This is a genomic window from Pseudomonas sp. LBUM1668, from assembly GCF_059695715.1.
The window spans coordinates 1,013,864-1,035,064 of record NZ_CP166787.1 but is presented as its reverse complement, the minus strand read 5'-3'; the positions used below and the strand labels follow the sequence as shown (position 1 = coordinate 1,035,064).

Annotated in this window: 19 protein-coding genes and 1 pseudogene; 7 read left to right on the top strand and 13 right to left on the bottom strand. The window is 60.2% G+C overall.

Translation table 11 applies throughout. The annotated features are described in order from the left end of the window. Nucleotides 1-6: 6 nt before the first annotated feature. The 6 genes from ACA061_RS04515 to ACA061_RS04490 form a co-directional block, all read right to left on the bottom strand. Entirely contained in the window at nt 7-2,436 is a 2,430-nt protein-coding gene (locus ACA061_RS04515; RefSeq protein ID WP_497300695.1) for a TonB-dependent siderophore receptor, read from the bottom strand. Between the two features lie 201 nt (nt 2,437-2,637). Continuing rightward, a complete protein-coding gene (locus tag ACA061_RS04510; RefSeq protein WP_210701449.1) occupies nt 2,638-3,627 on the bottom strand; it encodes a FecR family protein in 990 nt (329 codons plus the stop codon). After that, nucleotides 3,624-4,190 carry an RNA polymerase sigma factor gene (locus tag ACA061_RS04505; RefSeq protein ID WP_150597468.1) on the bottom strand — a complete coding sequence of 189 codons (567 nt, stop codon included), beginning with the start codon at nt 4,188-4,190 and terminating at the stop codon, nt 3,624-3,626. Before ACA061_RS04505 ends, ACA061_RS04510 begins: the two co-directional genes overlap by 4 nt. Nucleotide 4,191: 1 nt before the next feature. Continuing rightward, a complete protein-coding gene (locus tag ACA061_RS04500) occupies nt 4,192-4,518 on the bottom strand; it encodes a DUF3325 domain-containing protein (protein WP_497300693.1) in 327 nt (108 codons plus the stop codon). Then, nucleotides 4,518-6,104 (bottom strand): PepSY-associated TM helix domain-containing protein, encoded by a 1,587-nt coding sequence (locus ACA061_RS04495; RefSeq protein ID WP_210701447.1) that lies wholly within the window; start codon nt 6,102-6,104, stop codon nt 4,518-4,520. The genes ACA061_RS04500 and ACA061_RS04495 overlap by 1 nt, the downstream gene beginning before the upstream one ends. Further along, nucleotides 6,101-6,406: a DUF3649 domain-containing protein gene (locus tag ACA061_RS04490; protein WP_150603691.1), complete on the bottom strand. Its 306-nt coding sequence runs from the start codon at nt 6,404-6,406 to the stop codon at nt 6,101-6,103. Before ACA061_RS04490 ends, ACA061_RS04495 begins: the two co-directional genes overlap by 4 nt. Before the next feature lie 191 nt (nt 6,407-6,597). On the opposite strand from ACA061_RS04490, the gene ACA061_RS04485 reads away from it, so the two are divergent. From ACA061_RS04485 to fecA, 3 genes are all read left to right on the top strand, one after another. Continuing rightward, a complete protein-coding gene (locus tag ACA061_RS04485; protein ID WP_150617176.1) occupies nt 6,598-7,086 on the top strand; it encodes a sigma-70 family RNA polymerase sigma factor in 489 nt (162 codons plus the stop codon). Beyond that, on the top strand, nt 7,083-8,015 hold the full coding sequence (locus tag ACA061_RS04480) for a DUF4880 domain-containing protein (protein ID WP_497300690.1): 933 nt from the start codon (nt 7,083-7,085) through the stop codon (nt 8,013-8,015). The genes ACA061_RS04485 and ACA061_RS04480 overlap by 4 nt, the downstream gene beginning before the upstream one ends. A 177-nt stretch (nt 8,016-8,192) precedes the next feature. After that, the gene (fecA, locus tag ACA061_RS04475) at nt 8,193-10,526 is read left to right on the top strand and encodes a TonB-dependent Fe(3+) dicitrate receptor FecA (RefSeq protein ID WP_497300688.1); all 2,334 of its coding nucleotides are present in this window, start codon (nt 8,193-8,195) and stop codon (nt 10,524-10,526) included. A gap of 158 nt (nt 10,527-10,684) precedes the next feature. Here the strand turns inward: fecA and ACA061_RS04470 are convergent, their stop codons facing one another. Beyond that, entirely contained in the window at nt 10,685-11,089 is a 405-nt protein-coding gene (locus ACA061_RS04470; protein ID WP_047299805.1) for an HPF/RaiA family ribosome-associated protein, read from the bottom strand. 200 nt (nt 11,090-11,289) lie between these two features. Beyond that, complete coding sequence (locus ACA061_RS04465; RefSeq protein WP_042557721.1) at nt 11,290-12,237, bottom strand: LysR substrate-binding domain-containing protein; 948 nt, start codon at nt 12,235-12,237, stop codon at nt 11,290-11,292. Between the two features lie 135 nt (nt 12,238-12,372). Between ACA061_RS04465 and ACA061_RS04460 the strand changes: the two genes are divergently transcribed. After that, on the top strand, nt 12,373-13,749 hold the full coding sequence (locus tag ACA061_RS04460; RefSeq protein ID WP_150605501.1) for an L-serine ammonia-lyase: 1,377 nt from the start codon (nt 12,373-12,375) through the stop codon (nt 13,747-13,749). A 326-nt stretch (nt 13,750-14,075) separates the two neighbouring features. Beyond that, complete coding sequence (locus ACA061_RS04455; protein ID WP_150605500.1) at nt 14,076-14,393, top strand: DUF3509 domain-containing protein; 318 nt, start codon at nt 14,076-14,078, stop codon at nt 14,391-14,393. Here the strand turns inward: ACA061_RS04455 and ACA061_RS04450 are convergent. Beyond that, nucleotides 14,390-14,890 carry a phosphate-starvation-inducible protein PsiE gene (locus tag ACA061_RS04450; protein WP_150605499.1) on the bottom strand — a complete coding sequence of 167 codons (501 nt, stop codon included), beginning with the start codon at nt 14,888-14,890 and terminating at the stop codon, nt 14,390-14,392. The two genes, ACA061_RS04455 and ACA061_RS04450, sit on opposite strands and share 4 nt — an antisense overlap. 325 nt (nt 14,891-15,215) lie before the next feature. On the opposite strand from ACA061_RS04450, the pseudogene ACA061_RS04445 reads away from it, so the two are divergent. Continuing rightward, nucleotides 15,216-15,470: pseudogene (locus ACA061_RS04445) on the top strand (YebG family protein); the annotation flags it as partial. A 153-nt stretch (nt 15,471-15,623) separates the two neighbouring features. On the opposite strand, the gene ACA061_RS04440 reads toward ACA061_RS04445, so the two are convergent. Continuing rightward, nucleotides 15,624-16,643 (bottom strand): Leu/Phe/Val dehydrogenase, encoded by a 1,020-nt coding sequence (locus ACA061_RS04440; protein ID WP_210554540.1) that lies wholly within the window; start codon nt 16,641-16,643, stop codon nt 15,624-15,626. A gap of 186 nt (nt 16,644-16,829) precedes the next feature. On the opposite strand from ACA061_RS04440, the gene ACA061_RS04435 reads away from it, so the two are divergent. Further along, the gene (locus tag ACA061_RS04435) at nt 16,830-17,633 is read left to right on the top strand and encodes a SirB1 family protein (RefSeq protein ID WP_150605496.1); all 804 of its coding nucleotides are present in this window, start codon (nt 16,830-16,832) and stop codon (nt 17,631-17,633) included. Between the two features lie 101 nt (nt 17,634-17,734). On the opposite strand, the gene ACA061_RS04430 is transcribed toward ACA061_RS04435, so the two are convergent. The 3 genes from ACA061_RS04430 to fahA form a co-directional block, all read right to left on the bottom strand. After that, nucleotides 17,735-19,090 (bottom strand): MFS transporter, encoded by a 1,356-nt coding sequence (locus ACA061_RS04430; protein WP_497300685.1) that lies wholly within the window; start codon nt 19,088-19,090, stop codon nt 17,735-17,737. A 157-nt stretch (nt 19,091-19,247) separates the two neighbouring features. Next, the gene (gene maiA / locus ACA061_RS04425; protein WP_497300684.1) at nt 19,248-19,883 is read right to left on the bottom strand and encodes a maleylacetoacetate isomerase; all 636 of its coding nucleotides are present in this window, start codon (nt 19,881-19,883) and stop codon (nt 19,248-19,250) included. Between the two features lie 12 nt (nt 19,884-19,895). Then, the gene (gene fahA / locus ACA061_RS04420; protein ID WP_210554538.1) at nt 19,896-21,200 is read right to left on the bottom strand and encodes a fumarylacetoacetase; all 1,305 of its coding nucleotides are present in this window, start codon (nt 21,198-21,200) and stop codon (nt 19,896-19,898) included. Nucleotide 21,201: the final 1 nt, after the last annotated feature.

The following is a 21,201-nucleotide window of genomic DNA, read 5'->3' as shown; positions in this document are numbered from 1 at the left end:
GCCACCTCAAAATTCTAATGTGCTGGACAACGAAACCTGCCGCGAATCCCCCATCGACACAAAGAACCGGCTCGCCGACGACGTGTAGTAAGTGCGGTCGAACAGGTTCTTCACATTGAGCTGAAACTTGACCTTCTGCCCTTCGATTTTGGTGTCGTAAGTGGCGAAGGCATCGGCCACGGTGTAGCTCGGCAGATCGAAATCATTCACCGCGTTACCCGCCCGCTCGCCGACGTAGCGTGCGCCGGCACCAACGCGCAACTGATCGCCGCCGATCACGCTGCCAAAGTCATACACCGCCGACAATGAGCCGCTGTTCTTTGCCACGTTTTGCAAACGCTTACCCTTGTATTCCGGGTCTTCGGTGACTTCGGCATCGGTGTAGGCGTAGCTGCCGATCATGCTCCAGCGGTCGCTCAACTGACCGGTCAGGTCCACTTCCAGACCGCGGGAGCGCACTTCACCCGCCGCGCTGTAAATCGTCGTCGGGCCTTCGGAATTGGCCACCAGCACGTTGCGTTTCTTGATGTCGAACAGCGCGATATTGCCGGTGATGCGCCCCGGCATATCCAGTCGCGCACCCAGCTCCCACGACTTCGCTTCTTCCGGCGCGATGCTGCCGTCGAGCACGGTGCTGCTGCCGCTCAGCGGGGCGATGGTCGAGTTGGGTTTGAATGATTCGGTGTAGCTGCCGTAGAACGACAACTCGTCGGTAAAGCGATACACCAGACCGGCGCGCGGCACCCACTTCTGCCCGTTGCTGTCGGTGTTGGCTTTGAACGGCACGCCTTTGCCGGCGTACTGGTCGTACTCCTGAAAACGTCCGCCGGCGACCAGAATCCACTGGTCGTTGAGGTGGATGGAGTCCTGCACAAAGACCGAGTCGCTGCGCAGTTCATCGGTCTGTGCGCTGTCGGCGGCGCTGACCGTGGAGCCCTCGACTTCACGACCGTACACCGGGTTGGTGTAGCTGAAGGTGCTCAGGCTTTTCTGGCGGATCAGGTCGGCGCGGTAGATCTTGCGGTACTCGTCATCGACGCCGAACACCAGGTCATGCTGCATGCCCAGCACCTTGACCTTGCCTTCGAGGCTGGCGGTGGTGAAACGGTCGGTGCTGATCGCGCCGTGGGTGCCGTCCATGCTGCGGGTCAGCGTGCCTTTGTTGGTGTCGATAGCGGTTACGCGGACCTGGCTGGCGTCGTAGGTTTCGCGGTTCCAGCTGTAGCCGAAGTGGGCTTTCCAGTCGTCGTTGAGTTCGTGATCGGCTTCGAAGTGATACAGATCCGAACGCCCTTCCATGTCGTTGAACGGCTCGTCGAGACGCTGCTTGCGCGAGATATCCAACGGGTGATTGGTGCGCGGATCGATCAGCGTGCCACGGTCGAACGGGGTGAGGAATTCGCGATGTTCGTAGGCGAATAACAGTTGGGTGCGTTCGCCGTACCAGGCCAGCGAAGGCGCGATCAAGGTTTCCCGGTGCGTGCCAAAATTGCGCCAGTAATCTTCGTCGACATGATCCACCACCATGCGATAGGCCAGCCCGGAATCACCCAGTGCGCCCGTGCTGTCGAAGGTACCGCCGCTGCCGTTCTTGCCGTCGCCGTAGGTCGACCCGGTGTAGGTCAACGCATTGTATTGCGTCAGTTCAGGTTTCTTGCTGACCAGATTGACCACGCCGCCCGGGTCCTGAATACCGTACAACAAGGAGGCCGGGCCTTTGAGCACTTCGACGCGATCGACCGTGGCGTTCATGCCACGGCCCTGCACGATCGGCATGCCGTCGCGCATGATCGAGCCGTTGCGGTTGTCACCGAAGCCGCGGGTCATCACCGAATCCTGGGTGCTGCCCAGCGTGTTGCCCTGCGTGATACCGCTGACGTTGGCCAGCGCATCGTCGAGATTGCGCGGCGCCTGATCGCGAATGACCTGCGCGGGGATGACGTTGACGGTCTGCGGGATTTCCTGAAGCGAGGCCGAGGAACGCATCACCGAACTGGTTGGCGGCGGCTGGTAACTCGTCGACTCATCGCGCATCGAGGTGATGGTAGTAGCGCCCAGATTCAGCGCGCCTTCGGTGGGCTGCGGCTCAAGTGCCAGGGTGTGACTGTCGGTGCGGCGAAAGCTCAGGCCGGAACCGGCAAGCAGGCGTTGCAGCGCTTGTTCTGCATTCATCTGCCCATTGACGGCTGGCGCGGTGAGGCCGTACGGCGCTTCATCGGTGTAGACCACGCTTTGCCCGGTGACGCGGCTGAAGTCGCTCAGGGCTTGCGGCAACGGTTTGGCAACCAATGCGAAATTGAATTGCTTTTGCGCCTGGCTGCTGACGGTTTCAGCGGCGAGTGCGACGCTCATCGGCAACAGCGCCAATGCCGAAAAACTTAATGCCGAAACGCCCAACCATTGTTTGACCGAACCCGATTTTGCCCTGGACTTCATTGCTCAATGACCTGTGTAGAACCGCAACGGATGCGAATGACTCGCAGTTTCAGTCACTACACGGATGGGGCTCGGGTTTACCTCACTACAATTTTGAAATTATTTTCAAGATCAAGAGATCGCAGCCTTCGGCAGCTCCTACAGTAGATGTGCGTACACCCTGTAGGAGCTGCCGAAGGCTGCGATCTTTTGACTTTGTTGTCAGCGCAAAATAATCAACTGCCCCAAAACCCGATGCTGCTCAAACCCCAATACCCCCTGCAAGGAATTAAGAACTGCCTGCGGATCCTTGCTCGGAAAACTGCCACTGACCTTGCGCGCCGCCAGTTCATCGTTGAGCAAAACAATTCGCCCCGGGTAATAACGGCGAAGATCCTGCACCACATCCGCCAGCGTCGATTTGTAGTAAGTCAGCCAGCCTTGGCGCCAGGCCAGTTGCGCCTCGCTGTCTACAGCATGGAGTTTTTCCGCCGTCCCATCACCGTAAGCCACTTGCTGGCCGGCGGTGAGAATCTGCTGCTCGCCCCCTTGATCGGCCGTCACGCCGACGCGCCCGGATAACACCGTCACCTGCGCCCCATGCGGTTGCAGACGCACTTCGAATTGCGTCCCGAGCACCCGTGCCTGGCCCTTCTCAGCCTCGACCACAAACGGATCGCCCGTGTGCGTGACGCTGAAAAAACCGGCGCCGCGACGCAACTGCACATGGCGCTCGCCATGGCTGAAATCCACGGCGATGGCACTGTCCGCATCAAGCGTCACTTGTGATTGATCGGCGAGGGTTACGGTGCGGACTTCGCCGGGCGCAGAAACGTAATCGGCGCCGAGATCATCTAGCCAACGCTGCGGTTGCCAGCCCGTTCCGAGGCTGATCATCAGCAACAGACACGCGGCCATCGCCAACCCGCCGGACCAGCGCAAGAGCGGCTGGCGACGCGGGCGATCCATAGCGTTGAGATAGCCTTGCAGCGCGAAAGCCTCTTCATCGGCCAGAGTTTTCGCCGGGCCTTCACTCAATTCCCAGACCACTTGCGCCTGTGCGTAGGCCTCGGCATGGGCGGGGTCGGCGCGCAGCCATTGGCTGAACGTGAGTTGATCCCCTGCGCTGGGCCGATCATGCAACAGGCTCAGCCAGGCAAACGCGGCCTGTTCCTGGGAGGGCGTCGGCGTGACGCGGTCGGTGTGTTTCACGGTGCTTTCCCTGGCGTGCGTGGCGCGGGTTCGCGCAGGCTGGCCTTGCAGGCCTCGAGGGCGCGCATCATATGTTTTTCCACGGCGCTTTGGGACAGGCCCATGGCTTTGGCGATGTCCGCGTACTTGCGGCCGTGTATGCGATTGAGCAAAAAGATCTGCCGGGTGCGTTCGGGCAAGGCGCGCAACGCCGCTTCGACATGGCGCAGATCATTGCCGGCTTCGAGCGCCGCTTGTGGTTCGCTGCCATGGCTGTCCGGCTCGTCGGGTTGCCAGCCTTCGTTGACGCGCACCCGCGTGCCTTCGCTGCGCAGATGATCGATAGCGATGTTGCCGGCGCAGCGCAACAGGTAGGTGCTGAGTTCTTCGACCTGTACCAACGGCCGACGCCAGAAACGCAGAAACAGATCCTGCACCAGATCCGCCGCCGTCGCCCGGCAGCCAACGCGGCGGTTCACCAACGCTTCCATCTGCGAACGCTGGGACAGGAACACCTGAAGGAAATGCGCACGCGCGCCACGCGGCTCGTCGTCGCGCGATTCCGGGGGATGACCGATCAGCACGTCAGCACTGCGCCCAGGCTGCGACCGGACTGGCCAACAGACTCAAACCGGCCAGCGCCAACGCCAGGCGCGGGCGATACGGCAGCAACAGCACCAACGCCAGGGCGCTGAGCATCAGCACCGCGAACCAGTCGACCAGCCCCAAACTCCAGCCGTTGCCTGTGACCGCCGCCCAAAGTGACAAACCCAGCAGCGACCACCCCGCCAGCTTCAGACCCCTACCCCGTCGCGTCGACGGTTTATGCCCGAGCAATTCATCGTGGTGCCGAGGCATCGACAGACACAATGCCGTGAACCCGGCGTAGCACAGCAATAGCGCCAGCAGCATCAGTTTGTCCCTTGCTCAAGCGTGACGGGCCGAGGCATTTCGCGGCGAGTTTTTTTCACGCTGACGGTGCTGCCGGCGCGCTGCATTTTCCACGCGGCCCACGCTAGAAACACACCTGTCCCAAGGCACGTCAGGTCGAAACCGGCGAGCACCCAATCGCCCTGCGCCAGCGTTACGCCAAGGTTCCACGGCGTGGTCAGCGCATTGATCAAAGGCACCGCGATAAACAGCAAAGCGCCCAACGCTAACTGTTCAATCCAGGCTTTGCGTCCCAGGCGCAACAGCGCATGCACCACGCTCAAACCCCAAGCGATAAAGAATGCATTCACTTCCCAATCGGCACGCCCGGCCAGACTCACCGGCAACAGCCGATTGGCCAGGAAGAACACCGCCACTGCCGTCACCAGCCCTGCCATGCTGGCAATGTTCAGCACTTCCACCAGGCGCAATTCGAACGGCATGACGCCGCTCTTGGCATGTTTGAGCTGACGCTTGCCGAGCCAGATCACCAGCCCGGTGCCGATCATCGCCGTGCCGGCCAGACCGCAGATGAAATACAACCAGCGCAATACCGGCCCGGCGAAATGGCCCATGTGCAAACCGTAAAATGCGCCACCGACTGCCATCGCCACAGGTTGCTCCGGCGTGCTGTCGAGCATCTGCCCGGTGACGCCGTTAAAGGTCACCGCGCGACCGAAATCGTGGACCACTCGGTCGCCCGCGCGGGACAACACCACCGTGGCATTTGCATCGCCCGGATTGCTCACGGACAGTCGTGCGGTAGAGCCACCCGACCATTGCTCAGTGGCCTTGACCAGCAGCGGCGCCATCGGTGCCAGTGCCGCAGGAATGTTGGCCCGCTCCGGGGTTTTCGACGCAGGAAAAACCTCATCGTAGAACTTGCGAACGTCGCTGCCATAAGACGCCACGATGCTCGCCGGCATGACCATCGACATGAAAATCACCAGACTGCTGTAGGTGATCATCAAGTGAAACGGCAGCACCAGAACGCCCACGGCGTTATGCCCATCGAGCCAGGAACGCTGGCCTTTGCGCGGGCGGAACGTGAAGAAGTCCTTGAAGATTTTTTTGTGGGTGATGATCCCGGTGATCAGCGCGACGAACATCACCATGGCGGCAATCGTCGCCAGCCAGCGGCCCCATGGATAAGGCATCTGCAGCTGGAAATGGAAGCGGTAGAAGAACTCGCCGCCCATGCTTTCGCGGCCCTGCACTTGGGCACCGGTTTGCGCGTCGAGGGTTTTCGATTCGAAGCGGCCGCGCTCGCCGGGTTTGGCTGGCGCTTGTTGCCAACGCACGGTCAGGCCGGGGTCGCGGGCGTCAGGCAAGTCGATCAGCCAGCGTGAGGCACCGCCAGCATGTTGCTGTAGATAGTCCTGGGCGAGCGTCAGGCTCGCTTCGGCATTGATCGGCCGTGCGGGGATTTCCGGCTGCATCCAGTGAGTGGTTTCGTCATTGAAGTACGCCAGCGTTCCGGTGAGGAAAATCGCAAACAGCAACCAGCCGAACACCAGCCCGGTCCAGGTGTGCAGCCATGCCATGGCCTGGCGGAAACCCTCTTTCATGCGAAACCCAACCCGCGCGCCGCGCCGGAAATGGTCGCCAGAATCACACTCGGCACCAGCAAACCGACCCATGCCGACCACGCCGTGCGGCAGGCAAAACACCAGAGCACCGCAACCAGATAGACCAGAAAAGAAACGGTCATGCCCGTCACTACCGCTTCGGCGCGGCTCAATGGCAGCCACATCGTCAGGGTGACACTGGCCAGTGCAGCCACCAGATAGCCGCCAAACACCGCCGCCAGCACCCGCGAGGTAACGGCCAGACGATAGGACATCGGGAGTGTGGCGAGTTTGGCTTTCATGTTTCGACCCTGAAACGAAAAACGTCCGGCCGACAAGCCGAACCAACAGGCGATCGAGTTTAATGATAAATATTCTCATATGCAAAAGCATCTGATTGCCGGGCAGCCATCTCCGACCCTACAATGCGAACCATTCTTGTTCTCTAACGCATGCTTTCTGCCGCAGAGCGAAAGCGCCCGGAGCACTACCGTTGCCATCCGCCCATCCCGTCGAATCGCTTTATCAGGCTCACCACAGCTGGCTTACCGGCTGGCTGCGGCGCAAGCTCGGCTGCCCGGACAGCGCGGCGGATCTGGCGCAGGACACCTTTATCAAAGTGCTCACCGCGCGCGAGCCACCAGTGATCATCGAACCACGCGCCTTCCTCACCACCCTCGCCAAACGGGTTTTGTTCAATCACTACCGCCGCCAGGATCTGGAGCGCGCCTATCTGGAAACATTGGCGCAGATGCCGGACATGGTGGCGCCGTCGGAGGAAGACAAAGCAATCATCCTGCAAACCCTGATCGAGCTGGATCAGTTGCTCGATGGTTTGCCACGTCAGGTCAAACGCGCTTTTCTATTGGCGCAGGTCGATGGCCTGACCTACCCGCAAATCGCCGCTGAGCTGGGTATTTCCGTGGCCACGGTCAAACGTCATCTGAACAAAGCGGCGCTGCGCTGCTATTTCGCCCTATGAATCAAGCGCCGGATTTTTCCTCGCAAGTGGCTGAACAAGCGGTGCACTGGCTGATGGAAGTGCAGCAAGGTGCGCTCAACGCGCGCCAGCAACTGGCGTTGCAACAGTGGCTGGATGCCCACAGTGAGCACCGCCGCGCGTGGGAACATATTCAACGGGTCAACCAGCGTTTGCGCGGTGTTTCTTCACCGCTGGCGCATGCGACATTGAACAGGCCGAAGTCCGGTAGCCGACGTCAGGCACTGAAACTGCTGCTGATTCTCGGCGCCGGTTCTGCCGCCACCTGGGGCCTGCGCGAGCACAATCCGCTACCTTCGCTGCTCGCCGATTACCGCAGCCCGATTGGCCAACGTCGCAAGATCGGGCTGGGGGCGGACGATCAGTTGCAACTGAACACGGCCAGTGCGGCAGACGTGCGCGTCGATCAACGTTTGATCCGCTTGCTCGAAGGCGAAATCCTCCTGACGGCCGCGCAATCGTTCGAAATACACACCGCGCAGGGCATTCTGAAAACCCAGGGCGCACGACTCAATGTGCGGCAATTTGCCGATCGCACACAGGTGGCGCTGTTTGCAGGTCGCGTCGAACTGGCCACCAGCGAACGCGCGCCGATGCTGCTGCCCGTCGCTCGGCAATTGAGTTTCACCGCGACTGCCGCCAGCGACGCCAAACCACTGGACGCCAACAGCGGCGCTTGGGCGGACGGCATGTTGGTGGCCGCGCATATGCGCCTCGGCGACTTCCTCGAAGAACTTGGCCGCTACCGGCGCGGGCAGCTCAATTGCGACAAAAAGGTCGCCGACTTGCTGATCTCCGGGACGTATCCACTGGACGACAGTGAGCGGATTCTGGATCTGCTGGAAATCAGCTTGCCGGTGAAGGTGAAGCGCTTTACCCGGTATTGGGTCAGCGTCGAGGCGCGGGTGTAACCGCAAGGTCAAAAGATCGCAGCCTGCGGCAGCTCCTACATGGGATTTGTGTTCACCCTGTAGGAGCTGCCGAAGGCTGCGATCTTTTGCTCTTCAAAAATAAATGAGCCGTTTTTCAGATCTGGCGTGACAGAGAAGGAAAGCCCCCTTGATTCAACCTTCTCAGGATCATCCACCATGCCCCTCACCCGCCTCACGCCACTGGCCCGCTGCCTGCGCAATCTCATCCTCGGCGCCAGCCTGAGCTTCAGCGCCCTGCCCGCTGCCATGGCCAGCGATGCCAAGGCGTATCACATCGCACCGTCGGCGCTGGAAAACGCTCTCAATCAGTTTGGCCGTGAAGCCGGGGTGCTGATTTCTTTCGGTTCGCAAGTCACCAGCGGCGTGCAAAGCCGTGGTCTGGAAGGCAATTACACGACCGAGCAAGGTCTGGATGCGTTGCTCGAAGGCACCGGTTTGCAAGCCCGCACCGAGGGCGACAACGCTTTCAGCCTGCAACCGGTCAGTGATGCAGCGCTGGAGCTGGACACCTCGAAAGTCGTCGGCGACTGGCTCGGCGACGCGGCGCAGATCAACGTGTTTGAACATCCCGGCGCCCGCGACGTGATCCGCCGCGAAGAGTTCGAACGCCAAGGCGCGACTCAGGCACGCGATGTGCTCAACCGCATTCCCGGCGTCAACGCGCCGGAAAACAACGGCACGGGCAGCCATGACATGGCGCTGAATTTCGGCATCCGCGGTTTGAACCCGCGCCTGGCTGCACGCTCGACCGTGTTGATGGACGGCATCCCGGTGCCGTTCGCCCCTTACGGTCAGCCGCAGTTATCGTTCGCGCCCATCAGCATGGGCAACATGGATGCCGTGGACGTGGTGCGCGGCGGCGGTGCAGTACGTTACGGCCCGCAGAACGTCGGCGGCGTAGTCAACTTCGTGACCCGGGCGATTCCTGACGAGCCGACGGTCAAGGGAGGCTTTCAGACCGAGACCAGCCCTTCGTCGAGCCACGACGGCTTCAAGACCAGCGCCAATCTGCTGGCCGGCGGCACCAACGCCAACGGTCTGGGCGGCGCCCTTCTGTATTCCGGCACCCGCGGTGGCGACTGGCGCGAACACAGCGACACCGAAATCGACGACCTGATCCTCAAGGGCAAATACCAGCTCGACGACGCCAACAGCTTCAACGCCATGGCCCAGTATTACGAAGGTAAAGCGGACATGCCCGGCGGTTTGAACGTCGCTGATTACGATGCCGATCCGTACCAATCGACGCGCCCCAAAGACCAGTTCTGGGGCCGTCGCACGATGTTCAACTTCGGGTATCGCTATCAGGAAGATCGCCGCGAATTCACCGCTAACACGTTCTTCACCAAAACCCTGCGCAGCGGTTATCTGGATCAGGGCACCTTCCTGTCGCTGTCGCCACGCGAGTATTGGGTGCGCGGTTTCGAAACCCGTTTCGCCCAAGGCTTCGATCTCGGCCCGACCAGCCATGAAGTCGGCGTCGGCTACCGCTACATCAACGAGGCCGGCCACGAATTGCGCTATCGCACGCCGATCGCCAGCAACGAATACCCGACCACCAACAGCCGTAACGACCGCGACACTCGGGGCGGCACCGAGGCCAATGCGTTCTTCGTCGACGACCGCATCGACATCGGCAAATGGACGATCACCCCGGGCGTGCGCTACGAGATGATCGAATCCCAGCAGACCAACAACCTGACCAACGTCAAATACAAGGGCGACTACAACACCGCGCTGCCCGCGCTGAACGTGCTCTATCACCTGACGGATAGCTGGAATCTGTACGCCAATACCGAAGGCTCGTTCGGCAGCGTGCAGTACAGCCAGATGCCCAACCGGGTGACCAGTGGTGAAGTAAAACCGGAGAAGGCCCGCACCTGGGAGCTCGGCACTCGCTATGACAACGGCGCATTGCGCGCGGAAATCGGTGCGTTCCTGATCAACTTCGACAATCAGTACGAAAGTAACCAGACCAACGATTCGGTGATCGCCCGTGGCGAAACTCGCCATCAAGGCATCGAGACCAGCATCAATTACGCGCTCGATGACTTGAGCCCGGCACTGTCAGGCTTCGATGTGTATGCCTCCTACGCCTATGTTGACGCGACCATCCGCGAAGATGGACCGAACAAGGGTAATCGCGTGCCGTTCTCTTCGAAACACAAAGGCACGGTTGGCGTCGGTTACACCGAAGGCCCGTGGAAGTTGAATCTGGACAGCAGCTTCCAGAGCGACCAGTTCGCTGACAACGCCAACACCTCAAAAGAAAGCGCCGACGGCAGCACCGGCAAGATCCCGGGCTACATGCTGTTCAGCAGCCGCGCGGGCTACGATTTCGGACCGCAATTGTCGGATTTGAATGTGGCGGTGGGCGTGAAGAACATCTTCAACACGCAGTACTTCACGCGGTCGTTTGATGACAACAACAAGGGGAAATATGTGGGTGAGCCGCGCACGGTTTATGTGCAAACTTCTGTGGCGTTCTGATGTTTTGAAAAGCCCCTCACCCTAACCCTCTCCCTCCAGGAGAGGGCTGGGGTGAGGGTTTGGAGCCTGAGCCGTGCACAACCTCCAGCAACACCACAAACAAAAACGGGCCTGCATCAGCAGGCCCGTCCTCATTGGGTGACTAACTATTCAGCGCATCAACTGTTGATCGCTGCCTGTTCGTTCTCTAGAAATTCTTCTTCCAACAGCGCGTCGTTTGTTTTGCTGAACGGCACTACAGCGGCACGTGGTTTACCTCGCAGTTTGCCAAAGAGGTGTTCCAGCGCGTGCTCGAGTTTTTCGGCAGCGCCATCGATCGCCAGCTCCAGCGAATCGGCTTTATGGGTAACGGAAACCGGTTGATGGCCTTTTGGCCGCGCTTCCAGTTGGCAGCGCAAATCGTGGGGACCTGGTTTGTCACCGTTCTCGTCGCTCAGATGGACTTCGACACGGGTCAGGTCTTCTTCATAACGTTCGAGCGTGCTCTCAATGGTGGTGCGTACCCACTCCTCCAGTCGTTGACTACTTTGAATATGGTTATCGCTGTTGACTTGGATTTGCATAGTTCATCCCTTATTTCAGCTAGCTCGCGAGAGGCCTTGAATTGAATTTCCTGACCCCTTGGTTACAACAATCGGCCCGACCGTCGAACATTTCAACCCCTGAAAAAAGATAAATATTCATTCGCAAAAAAAGCCGGACAACCGAGCAAGGCGCTGGTAAGGTCGGGAGTTGGGTCGGCATGCCTTCCGGCAAATTCTGCTCACAATTGCCCGTCGTTCAACGGGTGCAAGCCGCGAAAAATCCCCGCCTCCTCCACCAGCCAGTCATGCACTGCACGCACGCCCGGATGACTCAACGCGCCCGGCGCATACAGCAATACATAACGTTTGTGATTGGGCACCGACAGCCCGAACGGCACGATCAACGCGCCCCTTTCCAGCTCATCATTGAGCAATGTGCGCCGGGCAATCGCGACGCCCATGCCAGCGATGGCCGCTTCGATGGTCAGATGATTGCGATTGAAGGTATGCCCACGCCGCACATCGGCGCCTTCGAAGCCGATTGCATTCAAATAAAATTCCCATTCCGCATATTCATAGCTGCCGCGCCAGGCGGTGATGTCGTGCAGCAAGGGGAAATGCACCAGATCCACCGGTCCATGCAGCGGCGGGCGCCCGCGCAAAAGGCTTGGCGCGCACACCGGGAAAATCTGCTCATCGAGCAACGCTGTGGATAACAATCCCGGATAACTGCCGTCGTTCAGGTCGATGGCCAAATCGAAATCGCCCTCATGCAACGGCACGCTGCTGTCCTCGGCCACCAGTCGCAACTGAATGTCCGGGTAGCGCTGCTGCAAGCGCGGCAAACGCGGCGTCAGCCATTTGCTGAGGAACGATGGGATGGAACGTACCCGCAAGATCCCGCTGATCATCCCGGCATCCAGTCGACGCAGTTCGGCATCAATGCTGCCGTACGCCTCATTCACCGTGATCGCCAGCCGCTGCCCTTCCGCGCTCAACTCCACGCCACGCGCACGCCGGTGAAACAGGCGAAAGCCGAGGCGCTCTTCCAATTGGCGGATCTGCTGACTGACCGCACCCGGCGTGATGTGCAGTTCCTCAGCACAACGGGTGAAGGACAGGTGCCGCGCGGCACAGGAAAATACCTGCAGCCAGACGTAGGTCTGGGCATGCAATTGACGACTCATCGTTTAGTCCTGCTAAAGGCTGTCTTAGGAAGTTTCGTTGGTCACGTCCGACCGAGCGAGGCAGTATCGCCGACATTGCGCTTGTCCGACAAAAAATGGCAGCGATTCCTCCTCCATTGCTTGTAAGGGTTTAGCATGGCTATCAGTGTTTTCGATCTATTCAAAGTGGGCATCGGCCCGTCCAGCTCCCACACCGTCGGCCCGATGCGCGCCGCCGCGACCTTTGCTCAAGCGCTGACCGATCAACGTCTGCTCAATGATGTGCGTCGCGTCGAAATCCGTTTGTACGGCTCGCTGTCGGCCACCGGTGTGGGTCACGCCACCGACCGCGCCACGATCATGGGCCTGATGGGCGAATGGCCGGACAGCATCGACCCGACGACCATCGATGCGCGCATTGAGCAACTGCGCAACACCGGGCAACTGCCCCTCGCCGACGGACGGTCGATTGCCTTCGACTGGCAACGCGATCTCCTGCTGCTGGACGAGAGCCTGCCCTACCACCCCAATGCCATGTCTCTGACAGCCTTTGGCGAATCTGCCGAGCTGTTTACGCAGACGTACTACTCGGTCGGCGGCGGCTTCATCATCGAAGCGGCGGAAGCCGAGTCAGGAGTGGCGCCGTCGGGTGACGTGGTGTTGCCTTACGATTTTTCCAGCGCCGCCGAACTGTTGTCGCTGTGCAAGCAGCACAATCTGCGCGTTTCCGAGCTGATGATGGCCAATGAACGCGCCTGGCGCAGCGATGCGGACATCCGTCAGGGCCTGCTGCATATCTGGTCGGTGATGCGCGAGTGCGTCGAGCAGGGCCTGCGCCACGAAGGCATCCTCCCCGGGGGTCTGAAGGTGCCGCGCCGTGCAGCGAAACTGCACCGCAGCCTGCTGGAAATCGGCAAACCGAATGTGATCAGCTCGACGCTGTCGGCGATGGAATGGGTCAACCTGTTCGCCCTCGCCGTCAACGAAGAAAACGCTGCCGGCGGGCGCATGGTCACCGCGCCGACCAACGGCGCAGCGGGGATCATTCCGGCGGTTTTGCACTACTACATGAAATTCAACCCGGACGCGTCTGACGATGACGTCGTCGCTTTCTTCCTGTCCGCGGCCGCCGTCGGCATTCTGTGTAAGAAAAATGCCTCGATCTCTGGCGCCGAAGTCGGTTGTCAGGGCGAAGTCGGCTCGGCCTGCGCCATGGCGGCCGCCGGTCTGGCCGAAATACTCGGCGCCACTCCCGAGCAACTGGAAAACGCCGCCGAAATCGGCCTGGAACACAACCTTGGCCTGACCTGCGACCCGGTTGGCGGCCTCGTGCAAGTGCCGTGCATCGAACGCAATGCGATCGCTGCGGTGAAGGCCATCAACGCCACACAAATGGCCCTGCGTGGTGACGGCAACCACTTCATCTCACTCGACCGGGTGATCCGCACCATGCGTGACACCGGCGCCGACATGCACGACAAATATAAAGAGACGTCGCGCGGCGGTCTGGCGGTGAACTGGGTGGAGTGCTGATCGGCCTGACTGCACTGTCTGCGATCACCCGCCCGCAAACGGGCCAAAAATGAACAAGGCGAGCCCAGTGCTCGCCTTTTTGTTGCCGTATTCATTGTTCGACAATTTTCCCGGCATGCACCTTGCTACCTCTGTAGGAGCTGCCGAAGGCTGCGATCTTTTGATCTTTCTTCAGAAGATCAAGATCAAAAGATCGCAGCCTTCGGCAGCTCCTACATAGAAACAATTTGGCGAAATGGCCACGGAATGGCCGATGGTCTGGTGGGGCGAACCAACCCGATCACGGCCGGTCAACAACTGCACGTTCAATCAGGCGGTGACGCATCATGGACAACCCTTTTCAGATCATTACCGATGCCTTCGCGCCGGACTATCAGATCAACCTGAGCATTCAAGGCCTGGACGGCAGCATCATGTTGACCCTGTCCAACAGCGGCCGGATCGTGGCCAAGCGGATGATCAGCGCCGAACAGCGCAATGACCCCAAACGCCTCAAGCTGTTGGTGCAGAGCATTCAATTCGGCATCGCCATCGAGCAGGGCCACAGCGCCATGGCGATTCTCGAAGCCATGACCAACGGCGACGGGCTGACCCCGCCACCGCCACAGATCAAAGGCCAGCCACGGCCAGCGGCCGGTCTTTAAAGCTCGCCCTTCTCGACATCGGGATGCTCACTCGAACCCGTACCGACTTTGCGTTGCGGGTATTCGATCTTCACCGATGGAAATTGCGACGACGCGTAACGCACCACCAGAATCGAAAATGCCAGCAGCAGAATGCCGCCGCACAGGTAGATGATGCCCATGTCCGGCGGGTTATGGTGCGAGACGTTGGAGATCAGCAATCGCGTCAGCGCGGTGATCGCCACATAGATCAGGAAACGCACTGGCATGTGGTTGGTCTTGAAATAAATCCCGACCATCGCCCCCAGTTCCAGATAGATGAACAGCAACAGAATGTCATCGATCTTGATGTGCCCGACTTCGAGCATCCCGAGAAACTCCATCACCGCTGCATACGCGGTCACCGCACCGATGGCGAACAGCGCAAGGTAGTGAAAAGTCTCGACGAACAGGTTGCCCAGGGACTCGGCCAGTTGATGCACGTTTTGCCGCAGTTTCTCGGCCCAGTTGATTTTCACGATGAAGTTCCTTAGCCCGATTCGAGCGGATGATGCGTGTTGGACGTGACGGTTTTCTGCACGCGCCTGATTTCATGCAGAAACAGGGCCACGCATCATGGCGATGTGCCGCGAAACCCGCGCTGTGGCGTTTGGTCGCACATGCCCTGCTCATGTGGGTGAGCCTGCTTGCGAATGGCAGTCACACGGCTCGACTGACAAACCCTGAATTCGGTCTACATTGAAATGCCACTACCCAAAGCGCAGGGATTCGCTTATCCTTTTCGCTGTATATAGATACAGTAGTCGCAAAGACAACTAAATGTGAAGGCATGTGAGGTGGTGAATGGCCGTCGAAGTGGTATACCGCAGCAGCCGAGATCTGGAGCGCTTGTTCATGGATAAAGCCGAAGCTGACCGTCATGACAAAATGCTCGAACTGGCCGAATATCTGGCCGATGTGTTGCAAAAAGCCGTTCCGTCCCTGACTGAACAGCAAGTGGAAGAAGCCGGGATCTACATGGCGAAGAACCGTGATGTATTCGCCCGGGCATTCAAGAGCCAGCCTGATGCACTGTCGGAGCTGATCAATGCGCCGGCCGAGCCGGTCGAAAAAGCCGAGGTGGACGAATCTGCCGAAGCGCCGGTCAAGCCAGCCAAAGCGGCGAAAGCTGCAAAGTAACACCGCCCCCAATCAAGGATCGCAGCCCCTGTAGGAGCTGCCGAAGGCTGCGATCTTTTGATCTTCGCTCCATCACCGATACAAAACCCGCTCCGCCAACTCATCCGCCACCCGCGCCGGTGAACGTTTCTCCGCCTGCGCATGGGCAAAAACTTCCGTCAGCCGCGAGCTGATTTTCGACAGATGCGCGGTAATGGTGGTCAATTCCTCACCGCGATGTTTCAGCGAGACGTAAATCAGCCCACCCGCGTTGATCACATAATCCGGCGCATAAAGAATGCCGCGACGTTCCAGTTGATCGGCCACATCCAGATGCGTCAGCTGATTGTTCGCCGAACCGGCCACCGCCGCGCAGCGCAGTTGCGCCACCGAGTGGCTATTGAGCACACCGCCCAGACCACACGGCGCAAGGATGTCGCACGGCGTGCTGAGCAACGCGTCGTTGGCAATCGGGTGAGCATTAAGCTGTTCCATCGCCAGTTGCACCTTGCCATGGTCGATGTCGCTGACCAGCAACTCGGCGCCAGCGGCGTGCAGTTGCTCGGCCAAGGCATAACCGACATTGCCCAGGCCCTGAATTGCCACGCGCAAGCCTTCGAGGTTGTCACTGCCCAGGCGCGCCATCGCCGTGGCGCGAATGCCGGCGAACACCCCCATCGCCGCGTGCGGTGCCGGATCGCCGGCCGACGTGGTGCTGGTGACGTGCTGGGTCTGCTGGGCGATGCAATCCATGTCCGCCACCGAGGTGCCGCTGTCGATGGCGGTGATGTAGCGACCGTCGAGCTGGTCGATGCACCGGCCGAAGGCTTCGAACAGCGCTGCACGATTTTCAACATGTATCGGGCGCACGATTACCGCAACGCCACCGCCCTGCGGCAAGCCCGCCAGCGCGGCTTTGTAGCTCATGCCCTGAGCGAGGCGAATGGCATCCTCGACGGCGGATTCGTCGTTGGGGTAGGCAAGGTAACGACACCCGCCCAGGGCTGGGCCCAGACGGCTGTTATGGATAGCAATGACCGCCTTCAACCCGCAAACCGGGTCGACGCTAAGGTGCAGCGATTCCAGGCGAGTGCTTTGCATGAGCGCAAACATCGTTGGGCTCCCGAATCACTTCTTGTAGAACGCCAGTATAGGCTTGCCCTTGAAAATTGCTGGAGCGCACCGGAATAAGCAGGCGTGCAGACGACGGCTTTACGGCATATCTCTCGACCTGTTTACCGAGCCACTGGACGAATGCCACGGACGGGGCTAAAAACGAGGCATTCCACGGAGATTTCGATGAGTCCGCGCCAACGCTTTTTCGAGTGCCTGCACCGTTCACCGCCCGCGCTGTTCGAAGCCGCGCTGTGGATGGCCGCCGAGCACGAAAAAGCAGTCGATCCCGAGGCGCTGCTGGTGGAGTTCAAGGATCTGCAACAGCGTGTCAGCTACGGTTTGCCGATGTTGCCAGTCAGTGAGTTGGCGCAGCCGTTATTGCGGCGCATGAATGATCTGGGCTTTGCCATGGATGACTTCGCCCCGCTCCGTCCGCAGGCCGCTTTAATTCACAAAGTGTTGCAGACCCGTCGCGGGCAGCCGCTGGCGTTGGCCTTGATTGCGCTGGAACTGGCGCGCGGTCTGGAGATTCCCCTGGTCGGGGTCAACTTCCCCGGGCACTTCCTGTTGCGCGTGCCCGGTGCCGATCATCTGCTCGATCCGTGCGGCGGTCGCCGTTTGTACCCCAACGACTGTCGTGAGCTGTTACAGCGCCAATACGGGCCCAACATGAAACTCAATGCCGAGCACCTGTTGACTGCCACGCCGGCGCAGATGCTGCAGCGCTTGTCGCGCAATTTGCGCCAGTTGTACCTGACTCAGGATGACTTCATCGCGGCGCTGATTGACGCCGAACGCGTGCTTGAACTGGGCGATGCCGGCGCCGCCGATTATCTGGCCCGGGCCAGCCTGTATCAGCGGCTCGACTGCCCGAACGCCGAGCGGTTTGATCTGGAACATGCGTTGTTGCTCAGCGATGACCCGATCCAACGGCTGCGCCTGACCGAACGACTCGGGCATCTGCCCCCGAATTCAGTCGTCCACTAACAGCAAAAGATCGTCCGATCGCGGCCCGAGCCTTCGGCAGCTCCTACAGGGTGTACACCTTCCCAATGTAGGAGCTGCCGCAGGCTGCGATCTTTTGATCTTCAGCTTTTCAGTGCTTGCTCCACCACCGGCTGCCCAACGGTCTCCGAGGGCGAACGCACCTGGATGATCAGCAGTGCGGCGATGATGGCCGGAATCGCGCAGAAGAAGAAAATCTGCTGAACCGGAATGTGCATCGCCAGCAACAGACTGCCGAACAACGGCCCGAGAATCGAACCAAATCGCCCCACACCCAATGCCCAACCGGTGCCGGTGGCGCGCACATGCGCCGGATAGAAATTACTGGCGAAAGCGTTCAGCGTCAGTTGCCCGCCAATGATGCAGAACCCGGCAGCAAACACGCAGGCCACCAGATAACGTGGATTGTCGTGGTTAAGCCCCAGCACAATGGTGCACAGCGCAGCGCCTGCGAGCACGCCGGACAACAGTCGCACCTTGCGTTTCAAGCGGTCGGCGAACCAGGCCATGCAAATCGCCCCCAGGGTGCCGGCGAACAGAAACATCGACGTCACCAGATTGGCCTCATTGAGTTTCAGGCCACTTTCCAGCAGCAGCGACGGCAACCAACTGATCATGAAATACAGCAAGATCAGGCTGACAAAAAAGGTCGCCCAGATCAGCAGGGTCGGCCGCGCGTAACCATTGCGGAACAGCTCGACCACGGTCAGTTTACTGCCCTGCTCGCGTTCATTCTGTTCGACCGAGGCCCGCGGAGGTTGCCAGTCCGGCAACATTCGCCCAGTAACTCTGCGCAGTCGCGCGTAAGGTGGCTGATCACGCAGCAGGCGCGGCAAGGATTCGGGCAGCATCCACCAGAGAAACGGAAACAGCAGCAGCGGCGTCACACCACCGGCGAGGAACACTGCCTGCCAGCCGAATTGATCGATGAACCCGGCGGCTACAAAACCACCCGCCGCACCACCAAACGAGAAGCCACAAGCCGCCAGCGTGACCATCAAGGTACGCAAGCGTGGCGGCGAATAATCCGACATCAGCGCCATCGCGCTAGGCATTGCACCGCCCATACCGATGCCGCAGATGAAGCGCGCGACCATCAGCGAATTCAGGGAGTCGGCGAACACCATCAGCAGCGTCAGACTGGCGTAGATCAGCACGCAAGCAAGCAGAATTCGCCGCACGCCAAAACGGTCGGCCAGCGGCGTGACGGCGAGGGAGCCAATAGTGAGGCCTAGCAGGTTGGCACTGAACACAGGCCCGAACGCGGCTTTTTCCAGACCCCAATCCTGCGCCAGTGCAGGCACCACGTAGCCGAGCACCTGGGCGTCATAGCCATCGGTGACCAGCAACAAGGCGAGCAGGATCAAGAGCAACCACTGATATCGAGACACAGGACGGGCGTTGAGTGCCGCCCGGAAGCTGGCAATCTGGTTGTGCATCGCGAGGTACCTGTTTTGTTTTTATGGTTTTTTGGTGGTGCAACACAAACCCTGTGGGAGCGGGCTTGCCCGCGATGACGGCAGCGCATCCGACATAAATGTGCCTGCCAAATCGCTATCGCGGGCAAACCCGCTCCCACAGGTTATTTGTTGAGGCTTACGGTGTATCTGGCTGGTTGGACGGGTGAGCCTGGATGAATGCCGGATGCTCAGCGGCCAGCGTCGCGACTCGACGAATCCGCGGATAAGCCTCAAGCGAAACATTGAAGCGCTCAGCCGCGTACAACTGCGGAATCAGATACACGTCCGCCACGCACGGCCACTCACCGAAACAGAATCCGCTATCGCCAATCAACTGTTCCACCGTCGTCAGCCCCTGGCTGATCCAATGGCTGATCCACGCCGTGACCTGCGGTTCGTCATGCCCCGACTGCCGCAGCCGATTGAGCACGCTGACGTTATGCAGCGGATGCACATCGCAACCGATCACCGCCGCCACGCCGCGTACATGGGCGCGGGCAGCAAGGTCTTCGGGGAGTAGCGGCACCTGTGGATAACGTTCCTCCAGGTACTCGATGATCGCCGGTGACTGAATCAGCAGTTCGCCGTCATCGGTGCGCAAGGCCGGCACGCGGCCCTGTGGATTGATCGCCAGATACGCCGGCTGCCGATGCTCGCCACCGGGCGCCGCGATCAAGTTGACCGGCAACGCCTGATAGTCGAGACCTTTTAGCGCCAGTGCGATCCGCACCCGATACGACGAGGTCGAGCGGTAATAGGTGTAGAGATCCATGAGCCGCTCCTGTCAGCGCGCCGCCAGCACTTTGCCGCGGCATTCGCCAAAGCCGATCGAGGCGAAACCGTCACGGGCACAACGTGCGCGCAGGATGATTTCGTCGCCATCTTCAAGGAATTTGCGCACTTCGCCGGACGCCAGTTCGATCGGCTTTTTGCCGCCTTCGGTGATTTCCAGCAGGCTGCCGAACTGACCGTTTTCCGGACCGGACAGCGTGCCCGAACCGAACAGGTCACCGGCCTGCAACTGGCAGCCGTTGACGCTGTGATGCGCGACCATTTGCGCGACGGTCCAGTACATGTAGCGGGTGTTGCTCAGGGTCAGGCGATGAGCCGGCAGATTCTGCTCGCGCATGGTTTCGGTGAGCAGCAGCACTTCCAGTTCGATGTCGAATGCACCGCCGTCCTGATCGCGCTTGTCGAACAGGTACGGCAGCGGCTGCGGATCGCCCTCCGGACGTGCCGGTTGTGCGGCGCGGAACGGCTCCAGCGCTTCGGCAGTGACGACCCACGGCGAGACGCTGGTGATGAAACTCTTGGACAAAAACGGCCCTAGCGGCTGGTATTCCCAGGCCTGGATGTCGCGAGCCGACCAGTCGTTGAGCAGGCAGAAACCGGCGATGTGTTCGGCGGCATCACCGATGGCGATCGAGTCGCCCATCTCGTTGCCCTGACCAATCCAGATACCCAGTTCCAGCTCATAGTCCAGACGCGCGCATGGGCCGAAAGTCGGCTCGGTAGCGCCGGCCGGCAGGGTCTGGCCTTTAGGACGACGGACGTCGGTGCCGGACGCACGAACGGTGGACGCACGACCGTGATAGCCGATCGGCACGTGCTTGTAGTTCGGCAGCAGCGGGTTGTCCGGGCGGAACAGTTTGCCGACGTTCTGCGCGTGCTCGATGCCGACGTAGAAGTCGGTGTAATCGCTGATGCGCGCCGGCAGATGCATCTGGCAATCGGCGGCCAATGGCAGCAGTTTCGCGCCTTGAGCTTCGATGTCGCCGCGCTGGGTGCTGGTTTCGCTGAACAGTTCCAGCAGACGTTCGCGCAGGGCAACCCGCGCCTCGCGACCGAGGTCGAAGAAGGCATTCAACTGGCCGCCACGGGTGGCTTCCACAGCACTGCGAGCGGCGCCGTCGAACAGACCTGCTTCAAGGGCAACTTGCAGATCGAAGATGTGGTCACCAATGGCCACACCGCTGCGCGGTTCTGAACCGTTGATGCTGAACACACCCAGCGGCAGATTCTGCAGCGGGAAATCGGCGTGGCCGTTGGCCGACGCAACCCAGCTGCGGGTGATGGAATTCTGAGTCATG

Coding starts and splice junctions, on each gene's coding strand:
- ACA061_RS04515 (WP_497300695.1), bottom strand. CDS start 2,436: ATGAAGTCCAGGGCAAAATCGGGTTCGGTCAAACAATGGTTGGGCGTT.
- ACA061_RS04500 (WP_497300693.1), bottom strand. CDS start 4,518: ATGCTGCTGGCGCTATTGCTGTGCTACGCCGGGTTCACGGCATTGTGT.
- ACA061_RS04495 (WP_210701447.1), bottom strand. CDS start 6,104: ATGAAAGAGGGTTTCCGCCAGGCCATGGCATGGCTGCACACCTGGACC.
- ACA061_RS04490 (WP_150603691.1), bottom strand. CDS start 6,406: ATGAAAGCCAAACTCGCCACACTCCCGATGTCCTATCGTCTGGCCGTT.
- ACA061_RS04480 (WP_497300690.1), top strand. CDS start 7,083: ATGAATCAAGCGCCGGATTTTTCCTCGCAAGTGGCTGAACAAGCGGTG.
- fecA (WP_497300688.1), top strand. CDS start 8,193: ATGCCCCTCACCCGCCTCACGCCACTGGCCCGCTGCCTGCGCAATCTC.
- ACA061_RS04470 (WP_047299805.1), bottom strand. CDS start 11,089: ATGCAAATCCAAGTCAACAGCGATAACCATATTCAAAGTAGTCAACGA.
- ACA061_RS04465 (WP_042557721.1), bottom strand. CDS start 12,237: ATGAGTCGTCAATTGCATGCCCAGACCTACGTCTGGCTGCAGGTATTT.
- ACA061_RS04460 (WP_150605501.1), top strand. CDS start 12,373: ATGGCTATCAGTGTTTTCGATCTATTCAAAGTGGGCATCGGCCCGTCC.
- ACA061_RS04455 (WP_150605500.1), top strand. CDS start 14,076: ATGGACAACCCTTTTCAGATCATTACCGATGCCTTCGCGCCGGACTAT.
- ACA061_RS04440 (WP_210554540.1), bottom strand. CDS start 16,643: ATGTTTGCGCTCATGCAAAGCACTCGCCTGGAATCGCTGCACCTTAGC.
- ACA061_RS04435 (WP_150605496.1), top strand. CDS start 16,830: ATGAGTCCGCGCCAACGCTTTTTCGAGTGCCTGCACCGTTCACCGCCC.
- ACA061_RS04430 (WP_497300685.1), bottom strand. CDS start 19,090: ATGCACAACCAGATTGCCAGCTTCCGGGCGGCACTCAACGCCCGTCCT.
- maiA (WP_497300684.1), bottom strand. CDS start 19,883: ATGGATCTCTACACCTATTACCGCTCGACCTCGTCGTATCGGGTGCGG.
- fahA (WP_210554538.1), bottom strand. CDS start 21,200: ATGACTCAGAATTCCATCACCCGCAGCTGGGTTGCGTCGGCCAACGGC.